The organism is Streptomyces sp. PTL18, from assembly GCF_059510295.1.
Window position 1 is genome coordinate 1 of record NZ_JCAJZO010000039.1, and the last position, 21184, is coordinate 21184.

General features: G+C 70.1%; 15 protein-coding genes and 2 pseudogenes. 7 read left to right on the plus strand and 10 right to left on the minus strand.

What is annotated here, in order from left to right; translation table 11 throughout:
* Positions 1 to 419: 419 nt before the first annotated feature.
* Positions 420 to 2159 (plus strand): PP2C family protein-serine/threonine phosphatase, encoded by a 1740-nt coding sequence (locus AC5WS8_RS36235; RefSeq protein ID WP_496107763.1) that lies wholly within the window; start codon positions 420 to 422, stop codon positions 2157 to 2159.
* 33 nt (positions 2160 to 2192) lie between these two features.
* Here AC5WS8_RS36235 and AC5WS8_RS36240 read toward each other — a convergent pair whose 3' ends face one another.
* Positions 2193 to 3032 (minus strand): alpha/beta fold hydrolase, encoded by an 840-nt coding sequence (locus AC5WS8_RS36240; RefSeq protein WP_496107735.1) that lies wholly within the window; start codon positions 3030 to 3032, stop codon positions 2193 to 2195.
* A gap of 167 nt (positions 3033 to 3199) precedes the next feature.
* The gene (locus AC5WS8_RS36245) at positions 3200 to 3865 is read right to left on the minus strand and encodes a hemerythrin domain-containing protein (protein ID WP_496107736.1); all 666 of its coding nucleotides are present in this window, start codon (positions 3863 to 3865) and stop codon (positions 3200 to 3202) included.
* Between the two features lie 223 nt (positions 3866 to 4088).
* Here AC5WS8_RS36245 and AC5WS8_RS36250 point away from each other — a divergent pair, with 223 nt between their 5' ends.
* Together AC5WS8_RS36250 and AC5WS8_RS36255 are read left to right on the plus strand one after the other, a co-directional pair.
* Positions 4089 to 5150: a type III polyketide synthase gene (locus tag AC5WS8_RS36250; RefSeq protein WP_496107737.1), complete on the plus strand. Its 1062-nt coding sequence runs from the start codon at positions 4089 to 4091 to the stop codon at positions 5148 to 5150.
* A 22-nt stretch (positions 5151 to 5172) separates the two neighbouring features.
* The gene (locus AC5WS8_RS36255; protein ID WP_496107738.1) at positions 5173 to 5748 is read left to right on the plus strand and encodes an isoprenylcysteine carboxyl methyltransferase family protein; all 576 of its coding nucleotides are present in this window, start codon (positions 5173 to 5175) and stop codon (positions 5746 to 5748) included.
* Between the two features lie 30 nt (positions 5749 to 5778).
* On the opposite strand, the pseudogene AC5WS8_RS36260 reads toward AC5WS8_RS36255, so the two are convergent.
* Together AC5WS8_RS36260 and AC5WS8_RS36265 are read right to left on the minus strand one after the other, a co-directional pair.
* Positions 5779 to 6206: pseudogene (locus AC5WS8_RS36260) on the minus strand (ABC transporter ATP-binding protein); the annotation flags it as partial.
* A gap of 192 nt (positions 6207 to 6398) precedes the next feature.
* Positions 6399 to 6749 carry a hypothetical protein gene (locus AC5WS8_RS36265; RefSeq protein WP_496107739.1) on the minus strand — a complete coding sequence of 117 codons (351 nt, stop codon included), beginning with the start codon at positions 6747 to 6749 and terminating at the stop codon, positions 6399 to 6401.
* Between the two features lie 360 nt (positions 6750 to 7109).
* On the opposite strand from AC5WS8_RS36265, the gene AC5WS8_RS36270 reads away from it, so the two are divergent.
* Positions 7110 to 11279, plus strand: coding sequence for a beta-galactosidase (locus AC5WS8_RS36270; RefSeq protein ID WP_496107740.1), 4170 nt, complete (start codon positions 7110 to 7112; stop codon positions 11277 to 11279).
* 376 nt (positions 11280 to 11655) lie between these two features.
* Here AC5WS8_RS36270 and AC5WS8_RS36275 read toward each other — a convergent pair whose 3' ends face one another.
* Together AC5WS8_RS36275 and AC5WS8_RS36280 are read right to left on the minus strand one after the other, a co-directional pair.
* Positions 11656 to 12537, minus strand: a complete 882-nt coding sequence (locus AC5WS8_RS36275) for a restriction endonuclease (protein ID WP_496107741.1) — start codon at positions 12535 to 12537, stop codon at positions 11656 to 11658.
* A gap of 444 nt (positions 12538 to 12981) precedes the next feature.
* Positions 12982 to 13578 carry a polysaccharide deacetylase family protein gene (locus tag AC5WS8_RS36280; protein WP_496107742.1) on the minus strand — a complete coding sequence of 199 codons (597 nt, stop codon included), beginning with the start codon at positions 13576 to 13578 and terminating at the stop codon, positions 12982 to 12984.
* 1146 nt (positions 13579 to 14724) lie between these two features.
* On the opposite strand from AC5WS8_RS36280, the pseudogene AC5WS8_RS36285 reads away from it, so the two are divergent.
* Positions 14725 to 14817, plus strand: a pseudogene (locus AC5WS8_RS36285) (transcriptional regulator); the annotation flags it as partial.
* A gap of 79 nt (positions 14818 to 14896) precedes the next feature.
* On the opposite strand, the gene AC5WS8_RS36290 reads toward AC5WS8_RS36285, so the two are convergent.
* The gene (locus AC5WS8_RS36290) at positions 14897 to 15250 is read right to left on the minus strand and encodes a hypothetical protein (protein ID WP_496107743.1); all 354 of its coding nucleotides are present in this window, start codon (positions 15248 to 15250) and stop codon (positions 14897 to 14899) included.
* Positions 15251 to 15444: 194 nt separating this feature from the next.
* On the opposite strand from AC5WS8_RS36290, the gene AC5WS8_RS36295 reads away from it, so the two are divergent.
* Entirely contained in the window at positions 15445 to 15741 is a 297-nt protein-coding gene (locus AC5WS8_RS36295) for a hypothetical protein (protein WP_496107744.1), read from the plus strand.
* Positions 15742 to 16205: 464 nt separating this feature from the next.
* Here the strand turns inward: AC5WS8_RS36295 and AC5WS8_RS36300 are convergent, their stop codons facing one another.
* Positions 16206 to 17687, minus strand: a complete 1482-nt coding sequence (locus AC5WS8_RS36300; RefSeq protein ID WP_496107745.1) for a LamG domain-containing protein — start codon at positions 17685 to 17687, stop codon at positions 16206 to 16208.
* 382 nt (positions 17688 to 18069) lie between these two features.
* Positions 18070 to 18627, minus strand: coding sequence for a hemerythrin domain-containing protein (locus AC5WS8_RS36305; protein WP_496107746.1), 558 nt, complete (start codon positions 18625 to 18627; stop codon positions 18070 to 18072).
* A gap of 234 nt (positions 18628 to 18861) precedes the next feature.
* Here AC5WS8_RS36305 and qcrB point away from each other — a divergent pair, with 234 nt between their 5' ends.
* Positions 18862 to 20502 carry a cytochrome bc1 complex cytochrome b subunit gene (gene qcrB, locus AC5WS8_RS36310; RefSeq protein WP_496107747.1) on the plus strand — a complete coding sequence of 547 codons (1641 nt, stop codon included), beginning with the start codon at positions 18862 to 18864 and terminating at the stop codon, positions 20500 to 20502.
* Between the two features lie 96 nt (positions 20503 to 20598).
* Here the strand turns inward: qcrB and AC5WS8_RS36315 are convergent, their stop codons facing one another.
* Complete coding sequence (locus AC5WS8_RS36315) at positions 20599 to 21045, minus strand: SPW repeat protein (protein ID WP_496107748.1); 447 nt, start codon at positions 21043 to 21045, stop codon at positions 20599 to 20601.
* Between the last annotated feature and the right edge of the window lie 139 nt (positions 21046 to 21184).

The following is a 21184-nucleotide window of genomic DNA, read 5'->3' on the forward strand; positions in this document are numbered from 1 at the left end:
TTCTCCACGTCGACCACATGGAACTCTTCTTCTGCCCCGATGCGCAGTGCCACGGCTCTTCCCTTGCCCTGAAGTGCCCGCTCGGACGAGCGCTCCGCCACCCGAGGTTCGGCCGCCGTCGACGGCCCCTGTCACGCGGTGTCCGGAGAAGTCCTCAAAGGCCATTTTATGCCGTTCTGTGCAGCCGGGGCGTCGCAATCGGTTGCGGCGACGACCGTCCGCTCCGGGTCGGCCGAGAGCCCACGGCCGGTCGCCCGGCCGGGCCCATGGCACCTGACCGGTCGCACGACCGGCTGGAGTGACGGGCTGGTGTGCCTGCACCGGGGGTATTCGGGAAATGAGTGCACGACAGGGCGGCACACGGCCTGCGGAGAGGCGGCGGGCGAGTGACGCTCCCGGCGATGACCAAGGAGGCGCAAGTGGCGGGGCCAGAGGTGACCGAGAGTGTCGATGAGGGGTGCCGGCGGGTTGCTGACTCCCCGTCGGCGGGGGCGCTGGCCGCCCTGGGCACCGGGGCGTACGTGGTGGACGACAAGGGCTGCATCATCGCGGTCAACGCCCGAGCCGAGCAGTTGCTGCACCGGTCCGCCGAGGAGCTCGTCGGCCGTGACGCACACGATCTGCTGCACCGGGATGCCCATGGCCAGCCGCTGCCGTCCAGCCGATGCGGCATGCGGCAGGCCTTCCATGCCCGGCGCACCGCCCAGGCCGAAGAAGACTGGTTCGCACGGGGAGACGGCTCTGTGCTGCCCGTTTCCTGGCTGATCACCCCGTACAGGATCGGCGACGGCGAGACCGGCACGCTCGTCCTCTTCCACACCCGCCACTCGCGAGACACAGGTTCGCGGTCGGCGCAGGCCGCCACGCCGTTGTCCGAGCTCGAACGGCTGGCCCTGCTGGCGGAGACCACCACCCAGCTGACCTCCACCCTCGATGTCGACGAGGCGCTGCGCCGGCTCGTGGCGCTGGTCGTGCCGCGGCTGGCGGACTGGGTGGTCATCGATCTGATCACCGAGCGTGACGAGGTGTGGCGCACCGCCGTTGTCCACGCCGACGGCGACACCCTGGTGCACCACGAGGAGCTGCAAGGACCGATGCCGCCGGTCCCGGCCGAATCACCCATGCCACTGTCCCGGGCCCTGCGCGGGGTCGCCTCCACCGTGGCCGGTCCGAAGACCTACCAGCGGGCACCGGATTCCGGTATAGCGGTGGAACAGCGCCGCTTGTTCGAAGCCACCGGCATCCGCTCCGCGGCCATCGTCCCCATCAGCAGTCAACGCGCGGTCCTGGGGGCTCTCACACTGGGCCGCGACGACCAGGCGGGGGACTTCACCACCGCGGACCTCCCGCTGATCGAGGACATCGCACGCCGCGCCGCGCTCGCCCTGGACAACGCGCGCCTCTACCAGCGTCAGCGCAAGGTCGCCGAGACCATGCAGAACCACCTGCTGCCCCAGCTGCCGCGCGTGCCCGGGTTGCAGATGATCGCCCGCTATCTGCCCGCACCCGACGCCTCACAGGTCGGCGGGGACTGGTACGACGCCTTCCGCCTGTCCGACGGTTCCACCGCCCTGGCCGTCGGTGATGTTGTCGGCCACGATCTGGAGGCGGCGGCCGGCATGGCACAGGTGCGCAACATGCTCCGTGCCTACGCCTGGTCCCAGCAGGAACCTCCCAGCCGGATCGTCGAGCGGCTCGACGAGGTGGTCACGCACATCACCACCGTGCCCATGGCCACCATGATCTTCGCCCGCCTCGAAGAGGCGGACGAGGGACACTGGGAGCTGTCCTGGACCAACGCCGGGCACCCCCCGCCACTGCTGATCACCCGTGACGGCCTCACCCGCTACCTCAGCGACGGCCACGGCATCCTCCTGGGCACCGGGGCCCGCAAACCCCGCCCCGACGCGACCGCCGTGCTGCCGTCCGGGTCCACTCTCCTGCTGTACACCGACGGCCTCATCGAAGAAGCCGGCCACTCCCTCGACGAGGGCTTGAACCGACTGCGCCGGCACGCGGCCGCCCTCGCCCACCGCCCCCTCGCCTCCTTCGCCGACCAGCTGCTGCGCCGGGTCCGCCCCACCGAGAACGACGACGACGTCGCCCTCCTCGCCCTGCGCACTCCCGTCCCCACCCCCGACAGCGAACGCCCCGGGTAGGCGGCCTCCGCCGGCGGCGTCCGAGGCTTCCTCTCAGTCCCCGGTCATGAACTCCTTCAGGTCGGCGACGAGTCGGTCGGCATGGGTGACGAACAGACCGTGGCCGGCGTTCTCGTACACCTTGAGTGTCGCGTCCGGGGCGAGGGCCGCGGCGCGGCGGCCGGTGACGTCCAGGGGCGCCGAGACGTCGTGCGTGCCGTGCACGACGAGGACCGGCAGGTCGAGCTTGGCCAGTTCCGGGGCGACGTCCACGGCGACGACGGTCTCCTGGACGGCGCTGGAGGCGCGGGCGGTGGAGACGAGGCAGCGGTCGGAAAAGTAGCGGACGAGGGCGGGCGACACCTCGTTGCCGGGCAGGTGGAGGCCGAAGAAGTCGCGCAACGCGTCGGGGTCGCTGAAGAACGCCGCACGGTCCCGCAGGTAGGCCGCGTTCCCGGCCCGCATGATCGCCGGGTCCCAGCCCTCCGGGTTGCTCGCCGAGCGGGCCACTCCGGGAGTGATGCCGGCGACGAGCGCCACGCGGGCCACCCGGTCGGTGCCGTGCCGCGTCAGACAGCGCACGATCTCGGCGCTGCCGACCGAGTGCCCGATCAGCGTCACCGCGCGCAGGTCCAGATGGTCGAGCAGGCCCTGGAGGTCGTCAGCGAGCGAGTCGAGGTCGAAGCCGCCCCACACGTCGTCGGAGCGCCCGTGCCCACGCCGGTCCAGGGCGATGCAGCGGTAACCCTCCGTGGCGAGCGGCAGCGTCTGGTACTCCCACATCTCGGAACCGAGGTAGGCGCTGGAGACGAAGACGGCCACCGGGCCGTCGGCCGGTCCGTAGTCCGTGTGGTGGAGCCGGGTTCCGTCGACGGGGCTGGTGAAGTACGGCATGGGTGACCTCCCGGAAGTCCGGTCGCTGGGCGAGTGGTACGCCCTTGATGGTTCCCCGGACGCCGGCGCGGGTCGATTACCTCGGACGTCATGCTCGGGACGACCGCCCCGGGACCGCGGAAGTGCGGCCCGGGGCGCTCGTCCCGGTCGTGGTGGTCGTACGGCAGTCAGGAGGCCGTGCGGTGGCGGACGGCGTCCAGGGCTCGGTCGAGGGGGCCGAGGACCGGCGCGGCGAGCTTGTTCGCGGCCTCGTTGTTGACCCAGCGGTGTGGCCGGGTGGGCGCGTACGCCTGGGTGAGCTTGACCTCGGCGCCGAGCATGCGCAGCCGGGCCGGGCTCACGGCCTTCCGCAGCGCGGCGAACTCCTCCCGTTCCTCACGTGCCGCGTGCCGGGCGACCGCGCGCCGAACCCCGTTCAGCCGCCGCAGGTACCCGGCCCCGTGCGGACCGGTACGCCACAGTGCCACCAGCAGCTGCTTCGCTTCCTTTTCCTCGGTGCGGCGGCGGCCGGCCAGCTCGCGGCCATGCAGCAGAGCCCGGCGCGCGACCGGGTGGACGTGCGCCTCTTCGGCGGCCTCGTGCACGGCGAGCAGACGCATCAGCCGGTCGAAGTTCCGGCGGCGCCACGGCCCGGGCAGTGCTGCCCGCAGGAAGCCGCGCCTGATCTGCCGGTGCTGGCGGGTGAGCACGTCGACGACGTTCTCGCCGCCCAGAGTGCGTATCAGCCGCAGGGATGTGGCGGGAACGGCCTTCGCGGCCTTGGCCGTGGCCTTGGCAGTGAGCAGCGGCTTCGTCACCGCGCTCGACCCGGCCGTCTTCGCGAGCATGCCCATGATCCCTCCTTGCTCCGATGCCAGAGGGGTGCCGGGTACCCCCACGCCGTCCCCCTCACGCGCTGCCGTGCGCTCCGGAGCGCAAGCGGCGGCGATCCGGAGCCTGGGCTGAGGCTGGGTACTCGTGCACGTGGGCCTCGGGCCGCCGGTCCGCCCCGCGACATCCATGCGGCAGACGGAGCCCGGCAGCAGGAACAACGCCACACGTGGATCGGAAGCTCGTATGAGCCGCATCGCCGCCGTACAGAAGGTCCTGGCACCCCACCGGTACCGTCAGCACGACATCACCGACCAGGTGCGCTGCAGCCTGCCGGGGGCGAACGGGCCCTTGCTCGACCGGGTGCACGCCGCGTCAGGAGTCCGGTTCCGTCACACCGTGCTGCCCTTGGACGCCTACGGCGATCTCGACGGCTTCGGCGCGGCGAACGACGTGTTCATCGAGGCCGCGGTGCGGATGGGGACCGAGGCGGTCAGGGGTGCGCTGGCCTCGGCGGGTCTGGCCCCCGCCGCGGTGGACCTCATCGCCGTCGTCTCCACCACCGGACTGGCCGCTCCCTCGGTCGACGCCCGGCTGATCGGACCCCTTGGCCTGCGGCCGGACGTCAAGCGGCTCCCGCTGTTCGGCCTCGGGTGCGCCGCGGGTGCGGCCGGGCTGGCCCGGGTCCACGACTACCTGCGCGGCTGGCCCACCCACACCGCCGTACTGCTGTCCGTCGAGCTGTGCTCGCTGACATTCCAGCGGTCCGATCCCTCGCCGGCCAATCTGGTGGGCAGCGCCCTCTTCAGCGATGGAGCCGCCGCTCTGGTGGCCCGGGGCAGCAGAGCGGCGGACGGACCCGGGCACCCGACCGGCCCCGAAGTGGTGGCCAGCCGCAGCCGTTTCTACCCGGCCACCGAGCGCGCCATGGGCTGGGACGTCACCGACAGCGGGTTCCGTATCGTCCTGGACCCCGGAATCCCGCGCATCGTCCGCGCGCACCTCGCGGACGACATCGACTCCTTCCTCTCCAGTCACGGCCTGACCCGGCACGACATCGGAACCTGGGTGTGCCATCCCGGCGGCCCCAAGGTGCTGAACGCCATCGCGGACGCGCTGAATCCGCCGCCCGGCGCACTGGACGTCACCTGGGACTCCCTCGCGGAGGTCGGAAACCTTTCGTCCGCCTCCGTCCTGCATGTGCTCCACGACACCCAGCGACGCAGGCGCCCTCCGCCCGGGACCTGGGGCCTGCTGCTCGCCCTCGGCCCGGGTTTCTGCGCCGAACTGGTCCTGCTCCGCTGGTGAGCGAGACGGGAGCGATGGCCGGATGATCTGGTACACGCTGTTGGTCGCCGCCGTCGCCGCCGAGCGGCTGGCCGAACTGACCGTCGCCCGCCGCAACACCCGCTGGAGCACGGCTCGCGGGGGCATGGAGACGGGGCGGGGGCACTACCCTGCACTCGTCCTGCTGCACACCGGTCTGCTCGTGGGCTGCCCGGTGGAGGCACGGCTCGCCGGACGGCCGTTCGTCCCAGGCCTCGGCTGGCCGATGCTGGCCCTGGTCGTGGCCGCCCAGGCGCTGCGCTGGTGGTGCATCGCCACGCTGGGACGGCAGTGGAACACCCGGGTGATCGTCGTGCCTGACCTGCCCAGGGTCACCAAGGGCCCCTACCGCCTGCTGCGGCATCCCAGCTACCTCGCCGTGGTCGTCGAGGGAGCCGCGCTGCCGCTGGTGCACGGTGCATGGCTGACTGCGACGGCGTTCACCGTGTGCAACGCCGGACTCCTGGCGGTACGCGTCCGCTGCGAGGAGGCCGGCCTCTCGGCAGCCCCGCGGCAGGCCCCACCGGACGGGCGCCACGTTGCCCGACCGCCCGCCACCGGCCGGGCGTCGCCGAAGTGACACACCGCGGACGCGAGGCCCGACCGCGGTCTGTTCGTACGGCACACCCGGCGCGGCTGTCGTGGGCATGCCCCACACGGTCGCCGCCTCGTAGCCCTGCACCTCCGCCCAGGCGGAGAGAGCCTGCGCGTACGCCGTCTGCGCCGCCTCGTCGTCCACCGTCATGCTCGCGTGCTCGGCCTCGTCGACCGCCTTCGCGGCCACCCGGATCCGCGGCGGTGCGACCGGCACGAGACGGTCGCGCACCGTCGTCTCGTCCCGCACGCCGCCCAAGAACTGCGGTATGACGGCGAGTCCGCCGCCGGCCGTCACCATGCCCGCGTCGGGGGCGAGTTCACCGGAAGCCAAGCGCAACAGTGTCCTCCCCGCACCGTTGGGGTCGACCGGCCGGCCGGAACCGCCGAGCCCTCCGCGACGCGGAAGGAGGCGTCGGAGAGCAGAGCCCGCCCGTCCGGCAGGCAGTACTCCGGATGTGCGACTTCTCCCCGGCCCCGGCCCCGTCGCGACGCCCTGCCGGCCCGCTCCCGCTCCGGCCCCGGACAGTCGCACGCCGCGAGGCGCCGGGGGCGGCCCGCGCAGCTCGGCGCGCGTCATGGCCGTCCGCAGTGCACCGAGCGAGCCGGACGCGCCCAACCTGCTCTCCGGAACGTCTACTGTCCTGCCTCGGTCTCGAAGTGCAGGGAGATCGACTGCAGAACGTCCGCGGCACAGACGTCGGTGCGCCCGCCGTCGTGGACCTCGGCGAGCTGGACGAAGGCGAGGGCGAAAGCCGAGGCGATCTGCACGATGGCCGGCCCGAGGGTCTCGCTCACGGCGGTTGCCACCTCGTGGGCGCTCGCATCGGCGCGCAGCTCGATGCGCGGCAGCATCTCTTCGAGCAGCGCGGCAACCGTTTCGCTCTGCGTCACGTCACTGTCGCGGTTCTCTCGGGCCTGGCGTCGCATCTCCAGCGCCTCGGTCAGAATGCCGACGACCCGCTGCATGATTTCTCGCTGCTCCATGCGGGCACGGTACGCCGCAGAGCCGTCAGAAGCCGCGCGACCCGGGCCTGCCGTGACCTCGGCGCCGAGCATGCGCGCCCGTGATCTTTCCTTGCCCCTGTGCCTGGAGTGCCGGGCACTGGGGCAGGCGGCGACCCGTATGTGTCCAACGACCGGGTTGGGCCGGTGCCGAGGCCGCGCTCCCTGACCAGCCGTCAGCACAGGGGAAACAGCAGCGGCATTACGGGTCACCGGCCGCCTCCCGTGCCGGCCTCCACCGCGTTCCTCCCGCCCCATTGTGCTGTGCCGCACACCCCTTTAATGTTCGACTTTGCCTGAGTCTGTTTGATGATGATTGCTCAGGCGGTATTGGAGGCCGCAGTGCGGAGTGATCGGATCGGTTCGAAGGGCGCGAGACCCGGCCGCCGCCGGTGGTGGGAGGCGGTCCTCGCGACGGCCGCGACCATCGCCCTGTGCACGGGCGCGACCGCGCCCGCCACGGCGCAGGACACGGGCGGGCAGGCACCCGCCGCGCCCGTCGCCGGCTCGCGGGCGCACACGGTGAGTCTCGACGGCTACTCCTTCCTCGTCGACGGCAGGCGCACCTACCTGTGGTCAGGCGAGTTCCACTACTTCCGGCTCCCGAGTCCGGGCCTGTGGCGCGACATCTTCCAGAAGATGAAGGCCGCGGGGTTCAACGCCACCTCGTTGTACTTCGACTGGGGGTACCACTCGCCGAAGCCGGGCGTGTACGACTTCAGCGGGGTGCGTGACGTCGACAAGCTGCTCGACATGGCCGAGGAGGCCGGGCTCTACGTGGTCGCCCGCCCGGCGCCGTACATCAACGCGGAGGTCGACAGCGGCGGCCTGCCCGGCTGGATGACCACCAAGGCCGGCCACAACCGCAGTGACGACCCGCAGTTCCTGAAGTACGCGGACGAGTGGCTGACCCGTATCGACCGGATCATCGCCCGCCACCAGCTGACCAACGGCACCGGGTCGGTCATCGCCTACCAGGTCGAGAACGAGTACTACAACGGCTCGGCCGCCGGCCGGTCCTACATGAAGCACCTTGAGGACAAGGCCCGCGCCGACGGCATCACGGTCCCCCTCACCGGCAACAACAACGGCACCTTCAACTCCGGTACGGCTGCCCTGGACGTCGACGGCCCGGACTCCTACCCGCAGGGTTTCAACTGCTCCAACCCCTCGAAGTGGAACGGCGTCCCCGACATCGGCTACGACCACCCGGCCGGCAAGCCGCTGTACTCGCCGGAGTTCCAGGGCGGCGCCTTCGACCCCTGGGGCGGACCGGGCTACGACAAGTGCGCCCAACTGATCAACGACCAGTTCGCCAACGTGTTCTACAAGCAGAACATCGCCGTCGGCGCGACCGCGCAGAGCTTCTACATGACCTACGGCGGCACCAACTGGGGCTGGCTGGGCATGCCGGAGAACTACACGTCCTACGACTACGGCGCCGCGATCCGGGAGAACCGCCAACTGGACCCGAAATACTACGAGGACAAGCTGATCGGGTACTTCACGCAGTCGGTCGCCCCGCTGACCAAGACGGACGCGATCAGGGCCACGCCGCCGGACGACTCCGCGGTCGTCGACACCGCCCGGATGAACCCGGACACCAAGACGCAGTTCCACGTCCTGCGGCACGGGAACTCCACGTCCACGGCCCTCGACAAGACCCACATCTCGCTGGACTTCAACGCCCGGCCGTCCGCGGACACCACCTACACCTGGGACGACCCCGACTCCACGCTGCACTACACCGGTTCATGGTCGCACGTGGCCGACCAGAGCTACACGGGCGGCGACTACAAGCACACCGAGTCCTTCTCCAACAAGGCCGGTGACACGGTCACCATCCCCTTCGACGGCACCGCCATCCGCTGGATCGGCTCGAAGACCGGCAACCACGGCTACGCCGACGTCTACCTCGACGGCACCAAGACGGCGACGGTCGACGACTCCGGCGGCGAGAACCAGGCGGTGGTCTTCCAGAAGACCGGCCTGACGCCCGGCGCACACACGCTGAAGATCGTCGTCGACGGGAACCACGGCTCCGGGTCCACGGACAACTACGTGTCCATCGACGCCATCGACGTGCCGGCGGCCGGCACCGCGACGCCGACCTACCCGGTCGTGCCGCAGCAGCCGGGCACCGCGATCACCCTCGATGGACGCGACTCGCACGTGATCGTGGCGAACTACCGGCTCGGGGACGCGCAGTTGCAGTACTCGACGTCGGAGATCATGACCAACGCGACGATCGGGAACCGGGACGTCGCCGTGCTCTACGGAGACGCCGGGAGCGACGGCGAGACCGTCCTCCGCTACTCCTCCAAGCCCACCGTGGTCACCGGCGGCGGGACGGCCACGACCACCTGGGACCCGGCCACCGGTGATCTGCGGCTGAACTACACGCACAAGGGGCTGATCCGCATCGGAGTCAGCGGCGGCGGGAAGCGCCCGCTGCTGCTGCTCATCGGCGACAAGGCCACGGCGAAGACCTTCTGGCGCCAGGACACGGCGACCGGCCCGGTGCTCGTGCGCGGCACCCACCTGCTGCGGACGGCGACCAGCCTGGACGGCGGCCACACCCTGGCGCTCACCGGTGACAACGCCGATGACAGGAACATCGAGGTGTTCACCTCCACCGACCATGTCACCTGGAACCACAGCGCGTTGCACACCCGGGCCACCGGCACCGGGAGCCTCGCCGGAACGATCCCGGTGGCCGCACCGGTGCACCTGCCGACGCTGACGAACTGGAAGCACGCCGAGGAGTCCCCCGAAGCGGCCCCCGGTTTCGACGACTCCAGCTGGCAGGTGGCCGACAGGACAACCACCAACAGTGTCTCCGGCGTCAACTCACTGCCGGTGCTCTACGCCGACGACTACGGATTCCACACCGGCAACACGTGGTACCGCGGCCGCTTCCGCGCCACCGGCAAGGAGACGGGCATCCACCTGGTCTCGGACTCCGGCGGAAAGGCGCAGGCGTTCTCCGCCTGGCTGGGCGGCACCTTCCTGGGCAGCTCGACCACAGGCAGCGCCGACTTCACCTTCCCTGCCGGTTCGGTGAAGCCGAAGGGTGACAACGTCATCTCCGTGCTCACCGTGAACATGGGGCACGAGGAGGACTACAACTCGACCAACGGCAACAAGACCGCGCGCGGCCTGACCAGCGCGTCTCTCGTCGGGGCCCCGCTGACTGCCGTCACCTGGCGGCTGCAGGGCGTACGGGGTGGCGAGGACCTGCAGGACACGGTGCGCGGCCCGCTGTCGACGGGCGGCCTGTACGGCGAGCGGGCCGGCTGGTCCCTGCCGGGCTACCCGGACGGCGACTGGAAGCAGGTGTCCCTGCCGACGACCGACACCCGTCCCGGCGTCTCGTGGTACCGCACCGAGGTCAACCTGGACCTGCCGCACGGCCAGGACACCTCGCTCGGGCTGACGTTCACCGACGACCCGTCGCGCACGTACCGAGCCACCGTCTTCGTGAACGGCTGGCAGGTCGGCAACTACGTCAACTACCTCGGCCCGCAGAGCACCTTCCCGGTCCCCGACGGGATCCTGAATCCGAACGGCCGGAACAGCATCGCCATCGCCGTGTGGAACCTGGACGGCAGCACCGGCGGGCTGGGCAAGGTCTCGCTCACCGACTACGGCAGCTACGCCTCGTCCCTGCGCGTCGCGCAGAACGACAGCCCTCGCTACAACCCCCGCACATACGCGATGCCGAGGCGTCCGGGAGCGGATGTCACCTTGGACGTGCCGGACACCGCTCAGCCGGGACAGCTCTTCACGGCCGAGGCGACGGTGCAGGTACCGAAGAACAGGCCGTCCGCCTCCCGAGTGACGGCCTCGCTCTCCGCCCCCGACGGCTGGAGCGTGAGCGCCACGAGCGCCACGTCCGTGGGGCGCCTGCACCCCGGCGGATCCGCCGTCTTCACCTGGAGGGTTCAGCCGCCGGCCGGGGAACTGCCCTCCTCCTCGGCCCTCACCGCCACGGTGCACTACCGGCAGGACGGCCGGCAGGCCGCCAGTGGTGACGAGCGCATCGTCGGCGGTATCCCGCCGGCTCCGCCCGCCGGCAAGAACGCCGTGAGCGACCTGCCGTTCCTGTCGTCCACCAACGGGTGGGGTCCGGTGGAACGGGACACCAGTGTCGGCGAGCAGGCGGCCGGGGACGGCCGTCCGATCAGCATCGCCGGTACCGGATACTCGAAGGGCCTGGGCACCAACGCGGTCAGCGACGTCGAGCTCTACCTCGCCGGAAAGTGCTCGCGGATGACCGCGGACGTCGGCGTCGACGACGAGACCGGTGGCGCTGGAACCGTGACGTTCTCCGTGATCGCCGACGGCAAGACCGTGGTCACCACGCCCACCATCCGGGGCAAACAGGCCGCGGTGCCGATCGACGTCGACGTCAGCGGCGCGCAGGTGGTCGACCTCAGGGTCGGTGACGCCGGTGACGGCAACGGAAACGACCACGGCGACTGGGCCATGCCGACGCTGACGTGCGGCTGACCGCGAAGGTGCCTGAACCGGTGGAGCCGGGCGAAGGCCCGCTCCACCACCGACCCGGATCGGAGGGAACCTTCATCGCCTCGTCCGCCATACGGTGCGCGACCTGTCGAACCGCCTGAAGCGCACTCTGCTGTCGGCCGCAAGAGGGGTTGCCATGGTCTTCGGGCCGGCCGCGTTGTGGCTGAGCCGGGGTGCTTCGGGCCGGCCGACGTCGTGCCGTGGCCGGCCGCGGACTCCGACGGCCCGGTGGTGATCGGGCTCCGCCCTGCTCCGACGGCTGACCCCGCGAGATCCGCAGCACTGCGCTGTGCCGGCACTCCGACCGCTGTGGGGCGATCATGAGGTGCCGGCGTCGGATTCGACGTTGCGAGACCGGTCAGCGTACGTCCGCGTCCGTCGTCCGGGGCCGCCACGGTTCCGGCCCGGTACCGTCGTTCCACGCCTGCACGTCCTCCCGGTCCCAGCACACGATCCCGCACTGCTCGGCGTACTCCAGCGCTGGAGCGGTGAAACCGCTGGTCGTGACGACGATCGCGACATCCGCCCGGTGGACGGTGAAGCACGTGCCGCCGAAACGCTGGAGGTCCTGGGAACCGACGCGGTTCGTGGCGCCGTAGCACTTGCACTGGATGACGACACGCCTTCCGTCCGGAGCCGTCGCCACCACGTCGGCGCCGAGGTCCCCGGCTCCACCGACGACCTCCACCTCCGTGCATCCGTCGCGCTCGCACAGGGCCGCGGTCGCCTGCTCGAACTCGTCGGGCCCCAGGCTCTCGAGGTCGACGGCCCCGGTCGTCGGCTGGGGGACCGGCGCGTCGGGCGTGAGCGTGACGGCCTCCTCGGCGCTGCGGGCGGCGGCGGGTGCCTCGAGGGGTTCCGTCCGCCCGGCGGGGCCGAGGAGCGGTGCGTCGGACGTGGCGGATCCGGTGGGGGCCCGGCCCGGAGAAGCCTCGTGGTCCAGCACGTCGAGTGCCGTCCTGGTCGCCTCGTCCAGCGCGGCGGTCGCCTTGCGAGCGCTCCGTGCCACGGAGAACGGATGCCGCGAGCGCCGCCGCAGGAGCAGGGCGGCTGCCGGAACGAGAACTCCGAGGACGAAGGACCAGACGGGGCGGTGCTCGGCGACGCTGATCACCGTACGGGCGGTCAGGCCCACGAGGCTGACGACAGCGGCCAGGAGACCGAAGAACAGGGCCGTGTAGCGCAGATCGAAGGCGCGCCGACCGTTCACCGGTCGCCTACGGCGCATGGGCGTTGCCATGAGGTTCACTCCCCCCGACGGACCGACACGAAGATCACTTCCCGTCTGCCCCGGATCGCGGGATTCACCACCGTCGTGGCGGAGCAGCGGTCTTCAGGGGGCCTGCCGTGTCCGGGGGCCGTCATGACGTGAGACGTGTCCGCGCGAACTGGGGTGATCAGCCGGGGCAGGACGGCGAACTCAAGTGTCGTTGTCACACTGACGCTCACCCCGTTCCGACACCCGGACAGCGATTTTCGCGTCCGACGCGTCCGACGCGGAGGGTGCGGCGGCGCGGCGGGCGTGGTCCCGGCCGCTGTCGGGTCCGGGACCGGACTCGGCGAGATGGGCGCGGAAGGCCATGGCGACCTGGAGGGGGTCATATCGTCCACCCCCCAGGGCACCGACAGGAGCCCCTCCCCGCCTCCCCGCTGAACGGGACGACCCGTGAGCAGCACGGGCTCCTCAGGCGGGGAAACCGTAGGTGTACCCCTGAGCGTCCAGCTGGTCGAGGAGGCGGGCGAGGGCCTGCACCGTCTGCGAACGGTCACCGCCGCCGTCGTGCATCAGAATGATCGCGCCGGGGCGCAGGTCCTGGTTGATGTTGCGCAGGATGCCGTCGACGCCCGGGCGCCGCCAGTCATTGGCGTCGTCGCTCCAGCCGAGCGGCTGCAGGTGGTTGGCACCGGCTATCGCCCGGATCGCCGGGCTCCAGTCGCCGCCCGGTGCCCGGTAGTACATCAGCTTCGCGCCGCTCCCGGCGGCGTTGGTTATCTCACGCTTGGCGTCGACGATCTCGTGGAAGTTGTACTCCACCGGCTTGCGGCTCTGCTGCTCGTCGTGATGGACCGAGTGGTCGCACAGCCGGTCCCCGCCCGCCACGATCTCCTTGGTCAGGTACGGATACCTCTGGGCGAGCGGCCCGATCTCGCAGAAGGTGGCCTTCGCTTGGTGTCGGGCGAGGAGCGCCAGCACCTGCGGGGTCCACCGCGGGTCCGGACCGTCGTCGAAGGTGAGCGCTACTGACTTGCCGCTGCCCTCCACCCCGCGGCCGACCACCACGTCGGAGCCCGTCGGGGCGCTCGGCAGCCGACCGGAGGCATGCGCAGCGCCGGACTGCGAAGCGTGCCCGGAGGGCACTGCGGCGGAGCCCCCGTTTTTGCCGGACTGGGTTCCTCCTGCCGAACGGCCGGAGGACGGCGCGGACGGGGAAGCGGACGAGGGCGAGGGCACCCGGGAGGAAGGGTGCGGTCCGGGAGAAGAGGGCTTCGTCGGTGAAGGCACGCTGCTGGGTGAGCTCTGAAGTGTGTGCCCGCCGGCGTGCGGCCCGCACGCCGTGAGCACGGCCCCCGCGACCGCCGTCGTGAGGACGGCTGCCGTCGCCCCTTTGATTCTGGCCAATGCCACAGATCTACCTCCGTCGGCACCACTCGGTGCCCGAATCGGTGCTGGTACTGGTCATGTCGATGCGCGGGCATGGCTGTGCGCGCGCCGCTCGATGCGCAGGCATGGCTGTGCGCACGCCGCGCCGCCGATCGAGGGCACGGCAGCGTGCGTAGTCCGGCGGTGCCGCCCAGGGTTACCGGTCGCTTCGAGCCGCTCCGGGGGTCGGGCAGGCGGCGGGCTCCCTCGCCCGGCCGCTGATCTTCCGACTCTCGATGGAGATGGCCAGTACATCCGGTTTGCCTCTGATGTCCGACCACGATAAACGACCCATGTCGCCTTTCTTGACAATTCCCCTCTGTGATGAACGTCGCATTACGTCAGGAGGTGAAGCATTACGTCAGGAGGTGAAAGGGTCCGAGTCGGAAAAAGCCGTCTGCCTCGATATCGGGAGTGGATCAGAACTCCTGGACGGGTCCGGCAGACGCCCGGTTATGGCCGGACGGTGTGTGACGGAAGTGGCGTCGGTCCAGGCTGTGGCATTCGGTGAAGATCAGGAGAAGTCGGCCGGGGACGCGGCGACGGCCCGGATGGCTGCGGCCCACGGTCGGCAGCCGGCGCACCGGGCGGCATGCCGCAGGGCGAGGTGGGGGCTCCCATCGCGGCGGGTTCCGGTCCGCTGTGATGGGAGCGCTCCCACCTGCTCGTTGCGAAGTTAGCGCGGACGGCGACGACTGTAAACGCCCGTCACCGAGAGATGTCTTCCGCGTCGAGCGGGATCGTGCCGCGCGCTGCCGTCCGGCCGACGGCCACGCAGCCCCGTACGTGATCCACACCGCGGTCCCGGGCCCGCCTCCCGAAGAGGCGCTGCGGCTGGTGTCGGTCATCGGCACACAGCGCATGGACGTCACCCACTGAGCCACGCCGACCGCACTTCAGCGCGTCCCCCGAAGTGGACCGACACGAGCATCGGCACAGGAGGCGGCGTCGGCCATGACTATCCGCGGTGGACGTTGACGCCACCGAGCAAACCCCAGGCGTCAATCCGGACCGTCGGGCCGCCCGGCTCGCTCGGGCCGTCGTCCTTCACGCCGCCCAGGCGCAGCCCCCGGACCTCCACCTGGACCTCGGGACGGACCCTGAGGCTGACGCCACCGATCAGACTGAGCTTGGTGATGCGCAGCTCGGCGCCGTCCGGGATGTCGATGTCCGTCAGGTCGACGTCCGCGCCGCCGATGAGGGAGGCGGTGACGGTCCGCTCGTGCAAGGTGGCTCCCTTCAGGCGGTGACCACCAAGAAGACTCACCTTGACATCGGTCTTCTGCAGGTTTTCCCCGTGGCTCTTCGTCATGCCGACAACCATAGGAGCGTGGGTACTTGACTCACCATGGTCCGTCGTCCGGTGCTACGCGTGACAAGTGTCATGTGGCCAGCGGCGGTGTCCGGCAAAGACCTGGCCCATCGCGCCACGGAACGCCTGTGCTCGCCGGCACCCCACGCGCAGCACGCCTCCGCCGGGGCCCGGAGACCGCCCGCGAGCGGGCCGTGAGGTGGGCGACCGCCGTCGCCCCCGGCGAACTGGGCCCGGTGTTCGCCGAGATACGACGGGTCCTGCGACCCTCCGGACTGCTCCTTCTGTCCTTCCACGTCGGTGACGAGGTGCGACACCTGGACACCTGGTGGGACCACGAGGTGGACGTCGACTTCCGCTTTCTCGACCCGTCGCAGATCGCCCGGCGACTGGAGCTGGCGGGCTTCACCGTGCAGATGCGGCTGGAGCCTGCCCCCTACGCCCAGGAGGTGGACACCCGCCGCGCCTACCTCCTGGCCCGGCGCGACTGAACCTCCGACTTCGCCGATGACATCGCCGGCTCTGCTGGATCACCCGTCGACCAGGCCGTGATCGGCGGGGTTTCGACGGGAGGGCAGAGCACCACGGAGTTCCACCGCCGGTGCCCGCAGCGGGTACGGGCCGGCCGTCGCAGGAGGCAGCCGGGCGACGCCGGCAACGCGCTGGTGAGGGCCTGCCGAGAAGACGGCCCTCACGGCCGTGAACAAGCTCCACTGACCGCATGACCAGGGCCGCCCTCCGCCACGGGGGTGGGGAGGGCGGCCCATCGACCACCGACATCGCCATTCGGCGCGATGCGGCACGACTCGGAAAACGGAGAACGCACATGAGCAACAAGACCCGCACCGTCCTGACCGCCGGCATCCTCGCCCTCCTGGCGGCGGCGACCCGCCGCCACGGTGCGCCGCAACGCCCGGACGTCGTCGCGGGTCACGGGACAGCGATTCGCCGAAGGTCACACCACCCGTGCCGCGGCGATCGGCCGGTCGGTGACCGTCAGGTTCTCCGCCGTGGTCTTGCTGGTGTTGACGCTCCACCGGTAGCGGGAGAACTCCCCAGTGGTGTCGGAGGCATAGAACATCATGTGACCGATGCCGACGCCCTGGAAGTTCTCGCCGGTGACATTGCTGACCATGCGGCTGTCGGGGTACGCCGGGTAGTTGGACAGGCCGTATACGCCGTGCGGGTCGGACGTGCAGTCGATGATCTCGACGGCGTACTGAGTCTCGCCGGTGAAGTCGGCGGTGCCGGTGAAGGTGCCCTTCACCTCGCGGACCATCACGATGTGGCCGGTGTTGTCCGCGACCTGACCGTTGTAGTCGATCGCGATCAGGTCGCCCGGCCGCAGGTCGGTCACCTTGCTGATGCGCCGGAAGCGCGGGCCGGCGGTGCCGTCGGCGAAGGCTTTGCGGTAGTCCGCGGCCTCCGGGATGGTGTCCTGGAAATACGTCGTGAAGTAGTCGTCCGTCGCCCAGCCGTAGGTGTGCTTCAGCACCCGCGTGAGGAAGGACGAGCAACGGGCGCGGGCGATCCACGTCGTCACGTCGTCGGGAGTGCCCCATGTGACGGACGACGGGGAGCCGATCAAGTAGACGTTGTTGGCGCGGGCCGTCCGGCCGCTGATGACGGCGACCTCGTCGGCGGTCAGTGCGCGGCCGTAGGCGCGAACGTCATCGACGGCGCCGTTGAAGCGGTTCGCCGGGGCGCTGTTCCACTTGGCGCGCCCGATGTTGAACCCTTCCGTCGCAGCCCAGGACAGGGTCGAGTCCGTGCTGCCCTCCAGCGTGCCGTTGACGTAGAGGTGGATCTGCGTGCCGTCCCAGACACCGGCCAAGTGCGTCCACACACCCAGGGCGGCGGGGTTGGCCGCCACAGCGGAGACCTTCGTGCTCTGGTCCGCGCTGCGCACCTTGAATGCCCAAGTGCCGGCTGTGTCGTCGTACTGGAGGAGGAAACGGCTCGCCATCGAGCCGTCCTGGCTTACCGCGGTGTACATGGTGGAAAGACTGGCTGCGTCTGCCAGACGCACCCACGCCGAGACCGTGAACGGTGCCGTCGTGTCCAGGACCGAGCCGGTGGCCGCGTACGCACCCGACGTGCCGTCCAGGCTCAGCTCGCCGCCGGCCCGCAGCGTCGTCCACGTCGCGCCCGAACCGAGGGTGACTGAATGTTCGTAGCCCGACCGGTCGGCTGCCGTGCCGTCCAGCGGCCAGTGACCGACCAGGCCGTCCGGCAGGTGACCGGCCGCAAGCAGACGCTGGTACTGCACCATCTGCTCGGCCTGCAGGAGATGCGGCACCGACACCGGCGTGAACGGTGTGTCCAGTGGTGCCTCGGCCGCCGCCGTACCGGCGCTCTGTACCACGCCCGCCAGCGCTCCGACTCCCACGAGCGCGGCTCCGCCCAGCAATCCGCGTCTGCTGACGACTCCGGCCATTGCGTCCCCTCCCCCTAACAGGCCGATCGGCTGTGACCCGCCCGCCTTCTGAATCATCCGGATGGAGTCTAGCCAGGTGGGCGAATGCCTGGCTGACCGGGCATCCGCTCTTCACCGCCCAGTAGGGCATCGCCGGCGAGTGGACCACTGCCTTGTCCAAGCTGGGCCTGCACCGACCCGTCCGGGCGGGTACCGGCACCGATGCCTCCGCGTTCCCCGGGTCGGCTCCGGGACGCCGCCTCACGGACGGAGCCCCGTCGGCGCCGTTGTACGACGGCGAACGAGTCCTGGGGGCTGCTCGCGTGAAGGGTCCCGGGATTCCGTGAGGGCCATGGCAGCTCCATGCCGTGCGCCGTCAGCCGCCGGTGGCCGAGGTGTGATCTCAGTGGCCGCGACGTGCCACGAAGTCGCGGAGGCGGTCCCAGGGGCCCCACGCCTGCGCGGTGGCCTTTACCAGGGGGGATGACTCCGGTGTGTTCCGTCGAGGCCGGGTGGGCGCGGCAGCCTCCGCGTCCCGGGCCTTCCTGCCCAGATCCTGCAGGACGTCGGTGGGACACACCGCTTGCAGACGCGGGAAGAGGAGCTGCTCCTCTTCGACGACGTGTTCGGTCACACGGGCGATCAGGGACAGCAGGAGGTGCCCGCACTCCTCACTGTCCGCCTCCTGGGCCTCCAGGGAGTTCAGCAGTTCCTCGACCCGGCGGTGCTCGGCGAGTTCGCGGTCCGCCCATGTGTCGCCGTCCACCAGGAATCGGCGCACCGCGGGGTACAGATATCCCTTCTCCGCCACCGAGTGGCGCACCAGAACGATGCCGACCTGCTCGACAAGGGTCCTCCGTGCGTCGCTGCCGGGCGTCGAGGAGCGGATGCGGTCGAAGAGACGCTGGACCCGTCGGTGGTCTGCCGTCAGTACCTCCAGGATGCCGCTGCGACTGCCCACTCCCACTCCCTGATGGTTTCCTGCCCCGTTCGGCGTCGTACCGGGCGGCGATCGAGGGGCGGAGGCACCCGGTCGCCGTGAAAACCGTGTGCTCTCGGCACGCCTGCGCACCGTGCCTCGGAATCACGATCAAGATTGAATCACGCGGCACTCGGCGCTCCCGGCGTGCCGCGCGGCCGACCGAGTTGCGAGGCACGCCGGTACGTAGGACGACGTGGAGGAGCGTGGTGCGGCGTGTTGATGCGGCAGCGCAAGGCGAGGCTTCGGGCGAAGGCCAGGCAGGCCGCGTTCCAGGCGTACGTGGTGATGGACCGTCGTGCGCCCGTCTCGGAGCTGGCCGGACAGGTGCTGCGCAAGGCCTTCCCCGACCACTGGTCGTTCCTGCTCGGTGAGATCGCGCTCTACAACTTCGTGCTTCTGGTCCTGACCGGCAGTTACCTGACGCTCTTCTTTGATCCGAGCCTGGCGCAAGTGACCTACTCAGGTTCCTACAAGCCCTTGCAGGGCCTGCTGGTCACCAAGGCGTACGAGTCGACGCTCCATGTGAGCTTCGAGGTGCGCGGTGGTCTGCTGATCCGCCAGATGCACCACTGGGCCGCCCTCGTCTTCGTGGCGGCCATCGGCGTCCACATGCTCAGGATCTTCTTCACCGGCGCGTTCCGCCGGCCTCGAGAGCTGAACTGGGTCATCGGCGTCACCCTGTTCCTGCTGGCCCTCCTGGAAGGTTTCTGCGGATACTCCCTGCCGGACGACCTGTTGTCCGGAACGGGCCTGCGCACGGCCAACACGATCGTGATGTCGATTCCGGTCATCGGAACGTATCTGGCGTTCTTCGCCTGGGGCGGCTCCTACCCCGGAACGGCGCTCAGCCAGCGGCTGTACATCGTGCACGTGCTCTTCGCGCCCGGCCTGCTGATCGCTCTGATCGCCGTGCACCTGGTCATGGTGGTCTATCTGAAACACACCCAGTGGGCGGCACCCGGGAAGACCAACCGGAACGCGGTGGGGCAGCCGATGTATCCCTCGTTCACCGCCAGATCGACCGGCCTGGCCCTGATCGTCTTCGGTGTCACGGCGCTGCTGGCCGCGGTCGCACAGATCAATCCCGTGTGGGCCTACGGCCCCTACCGGGCCGACCAGGTCTCCACCGACGCCCAGCCCGACTGGTACGTAGGATTCCTCGAAGGGGCGTTGCGGTTGATGCCGCGCGCGGAGAGCAACGTCGCCGGCCACACCTTCATGTGGAACGTCCTGCTGCCCGCGGTCGTCCTGCCCGCGCTGCTGTTCCTGGTGCTGTACCTGTACCCCGGCTTCGAGCGATGGGTGACCGGCGACCTGGTGGAGCACCATCTGTGCGACCGGCCCCGTGACCGGCCGGTGCGGACCGGGCTCGGCGTAGCGGCCACCGTGTTCTATGCCGTGCTGCTCCTGGCCGGCGGCAACGACGTGATCGCTTATGAGTTCGATGTTTCCGTCGATGCCCTGACCTGGGTCTTCCGCATCGCGGTCATCGCCGGCCCGGTCATCGCCTACCTCCTCACCAAGCGCATCTGCTTGGCGCTGCAGCTGCACGAACGGCATCTGTACCAGGAAGGTGAGGAGACGGGAGTGGTGCTTCAGGACCTTGCGGGCGGCATGGAGGAACGCCGCACCGGTCTCGACCGGGAGCGGCGCTACCGCCTGCTGGTCAGGGAGCTTCCCCGGCCGCTGGCGCACCCAGGGCCTCACGCACCCTTGCGTCGTCGCCTCAAGGCGTCGCTCAGCTCCTGGTACTACCGCAACCGGGTCGAGCTGCCCACCACCGCGGAAGAACGTCTGCAGATCACGGGCCGCACAGCGGATCCCGTGTCCGGCGGAGTCGACGGGGAAGCGTGAGCGTTTCGCTCGCCGGGAGACGGGGACGGCGGACAAGCCGGGGGGTGTCGGTGAGCGTGTCGAAGTGCAAAGGTGCGGGCACGCTCGCTCCTGCTCCTACCGAGGAGTCCTTCGTGTGACACCGACGGTGAGGCCCATGGCGATCAGTCCCAGCAGAGCTGTGACCCCACCGGTCCAGCAGTTGCTCCAGACGATGCCGGGCCGTGCGCCGTGGGTTGCGGTGACCACCCAGGGGGATATCACCAGCCAGATGCCGAGGGGTGCGACCGTCCAGGTCAGGCGGAACATCCGCTCCGGGGCCACGGCCAGGCCGAGCCCGATCAGGCCGACGGTGAGGCCTACGATCAGGTTGTTCACCGTGATGTTGGACTGCGCGGAGAAGTGCACCACCCAGGGCGAGATCGCGGCGTACACGCCGGCCAGCAGGATCAGTCCCTCAACGGCGACCACCCTGTTGCTGGAAGCCGTGCGTTCGAGCCGTTCCCGCATCTCCGCCATCTCGGGGTGTGTCGTCATGCCGGTGGAGTGCTGCATATACGACATTGCTGTGGTCTCCCCTCCATCGAGAGGGTTGGAATGTGGAATTATGCGTCTATTACGTAAAGTTCCCCTGTTTGGGTGATTGACCCGATCTGCCGTTGTTGTGTGGTGTGACATGCGTCACCAGCGCTGTGAGGCGAGC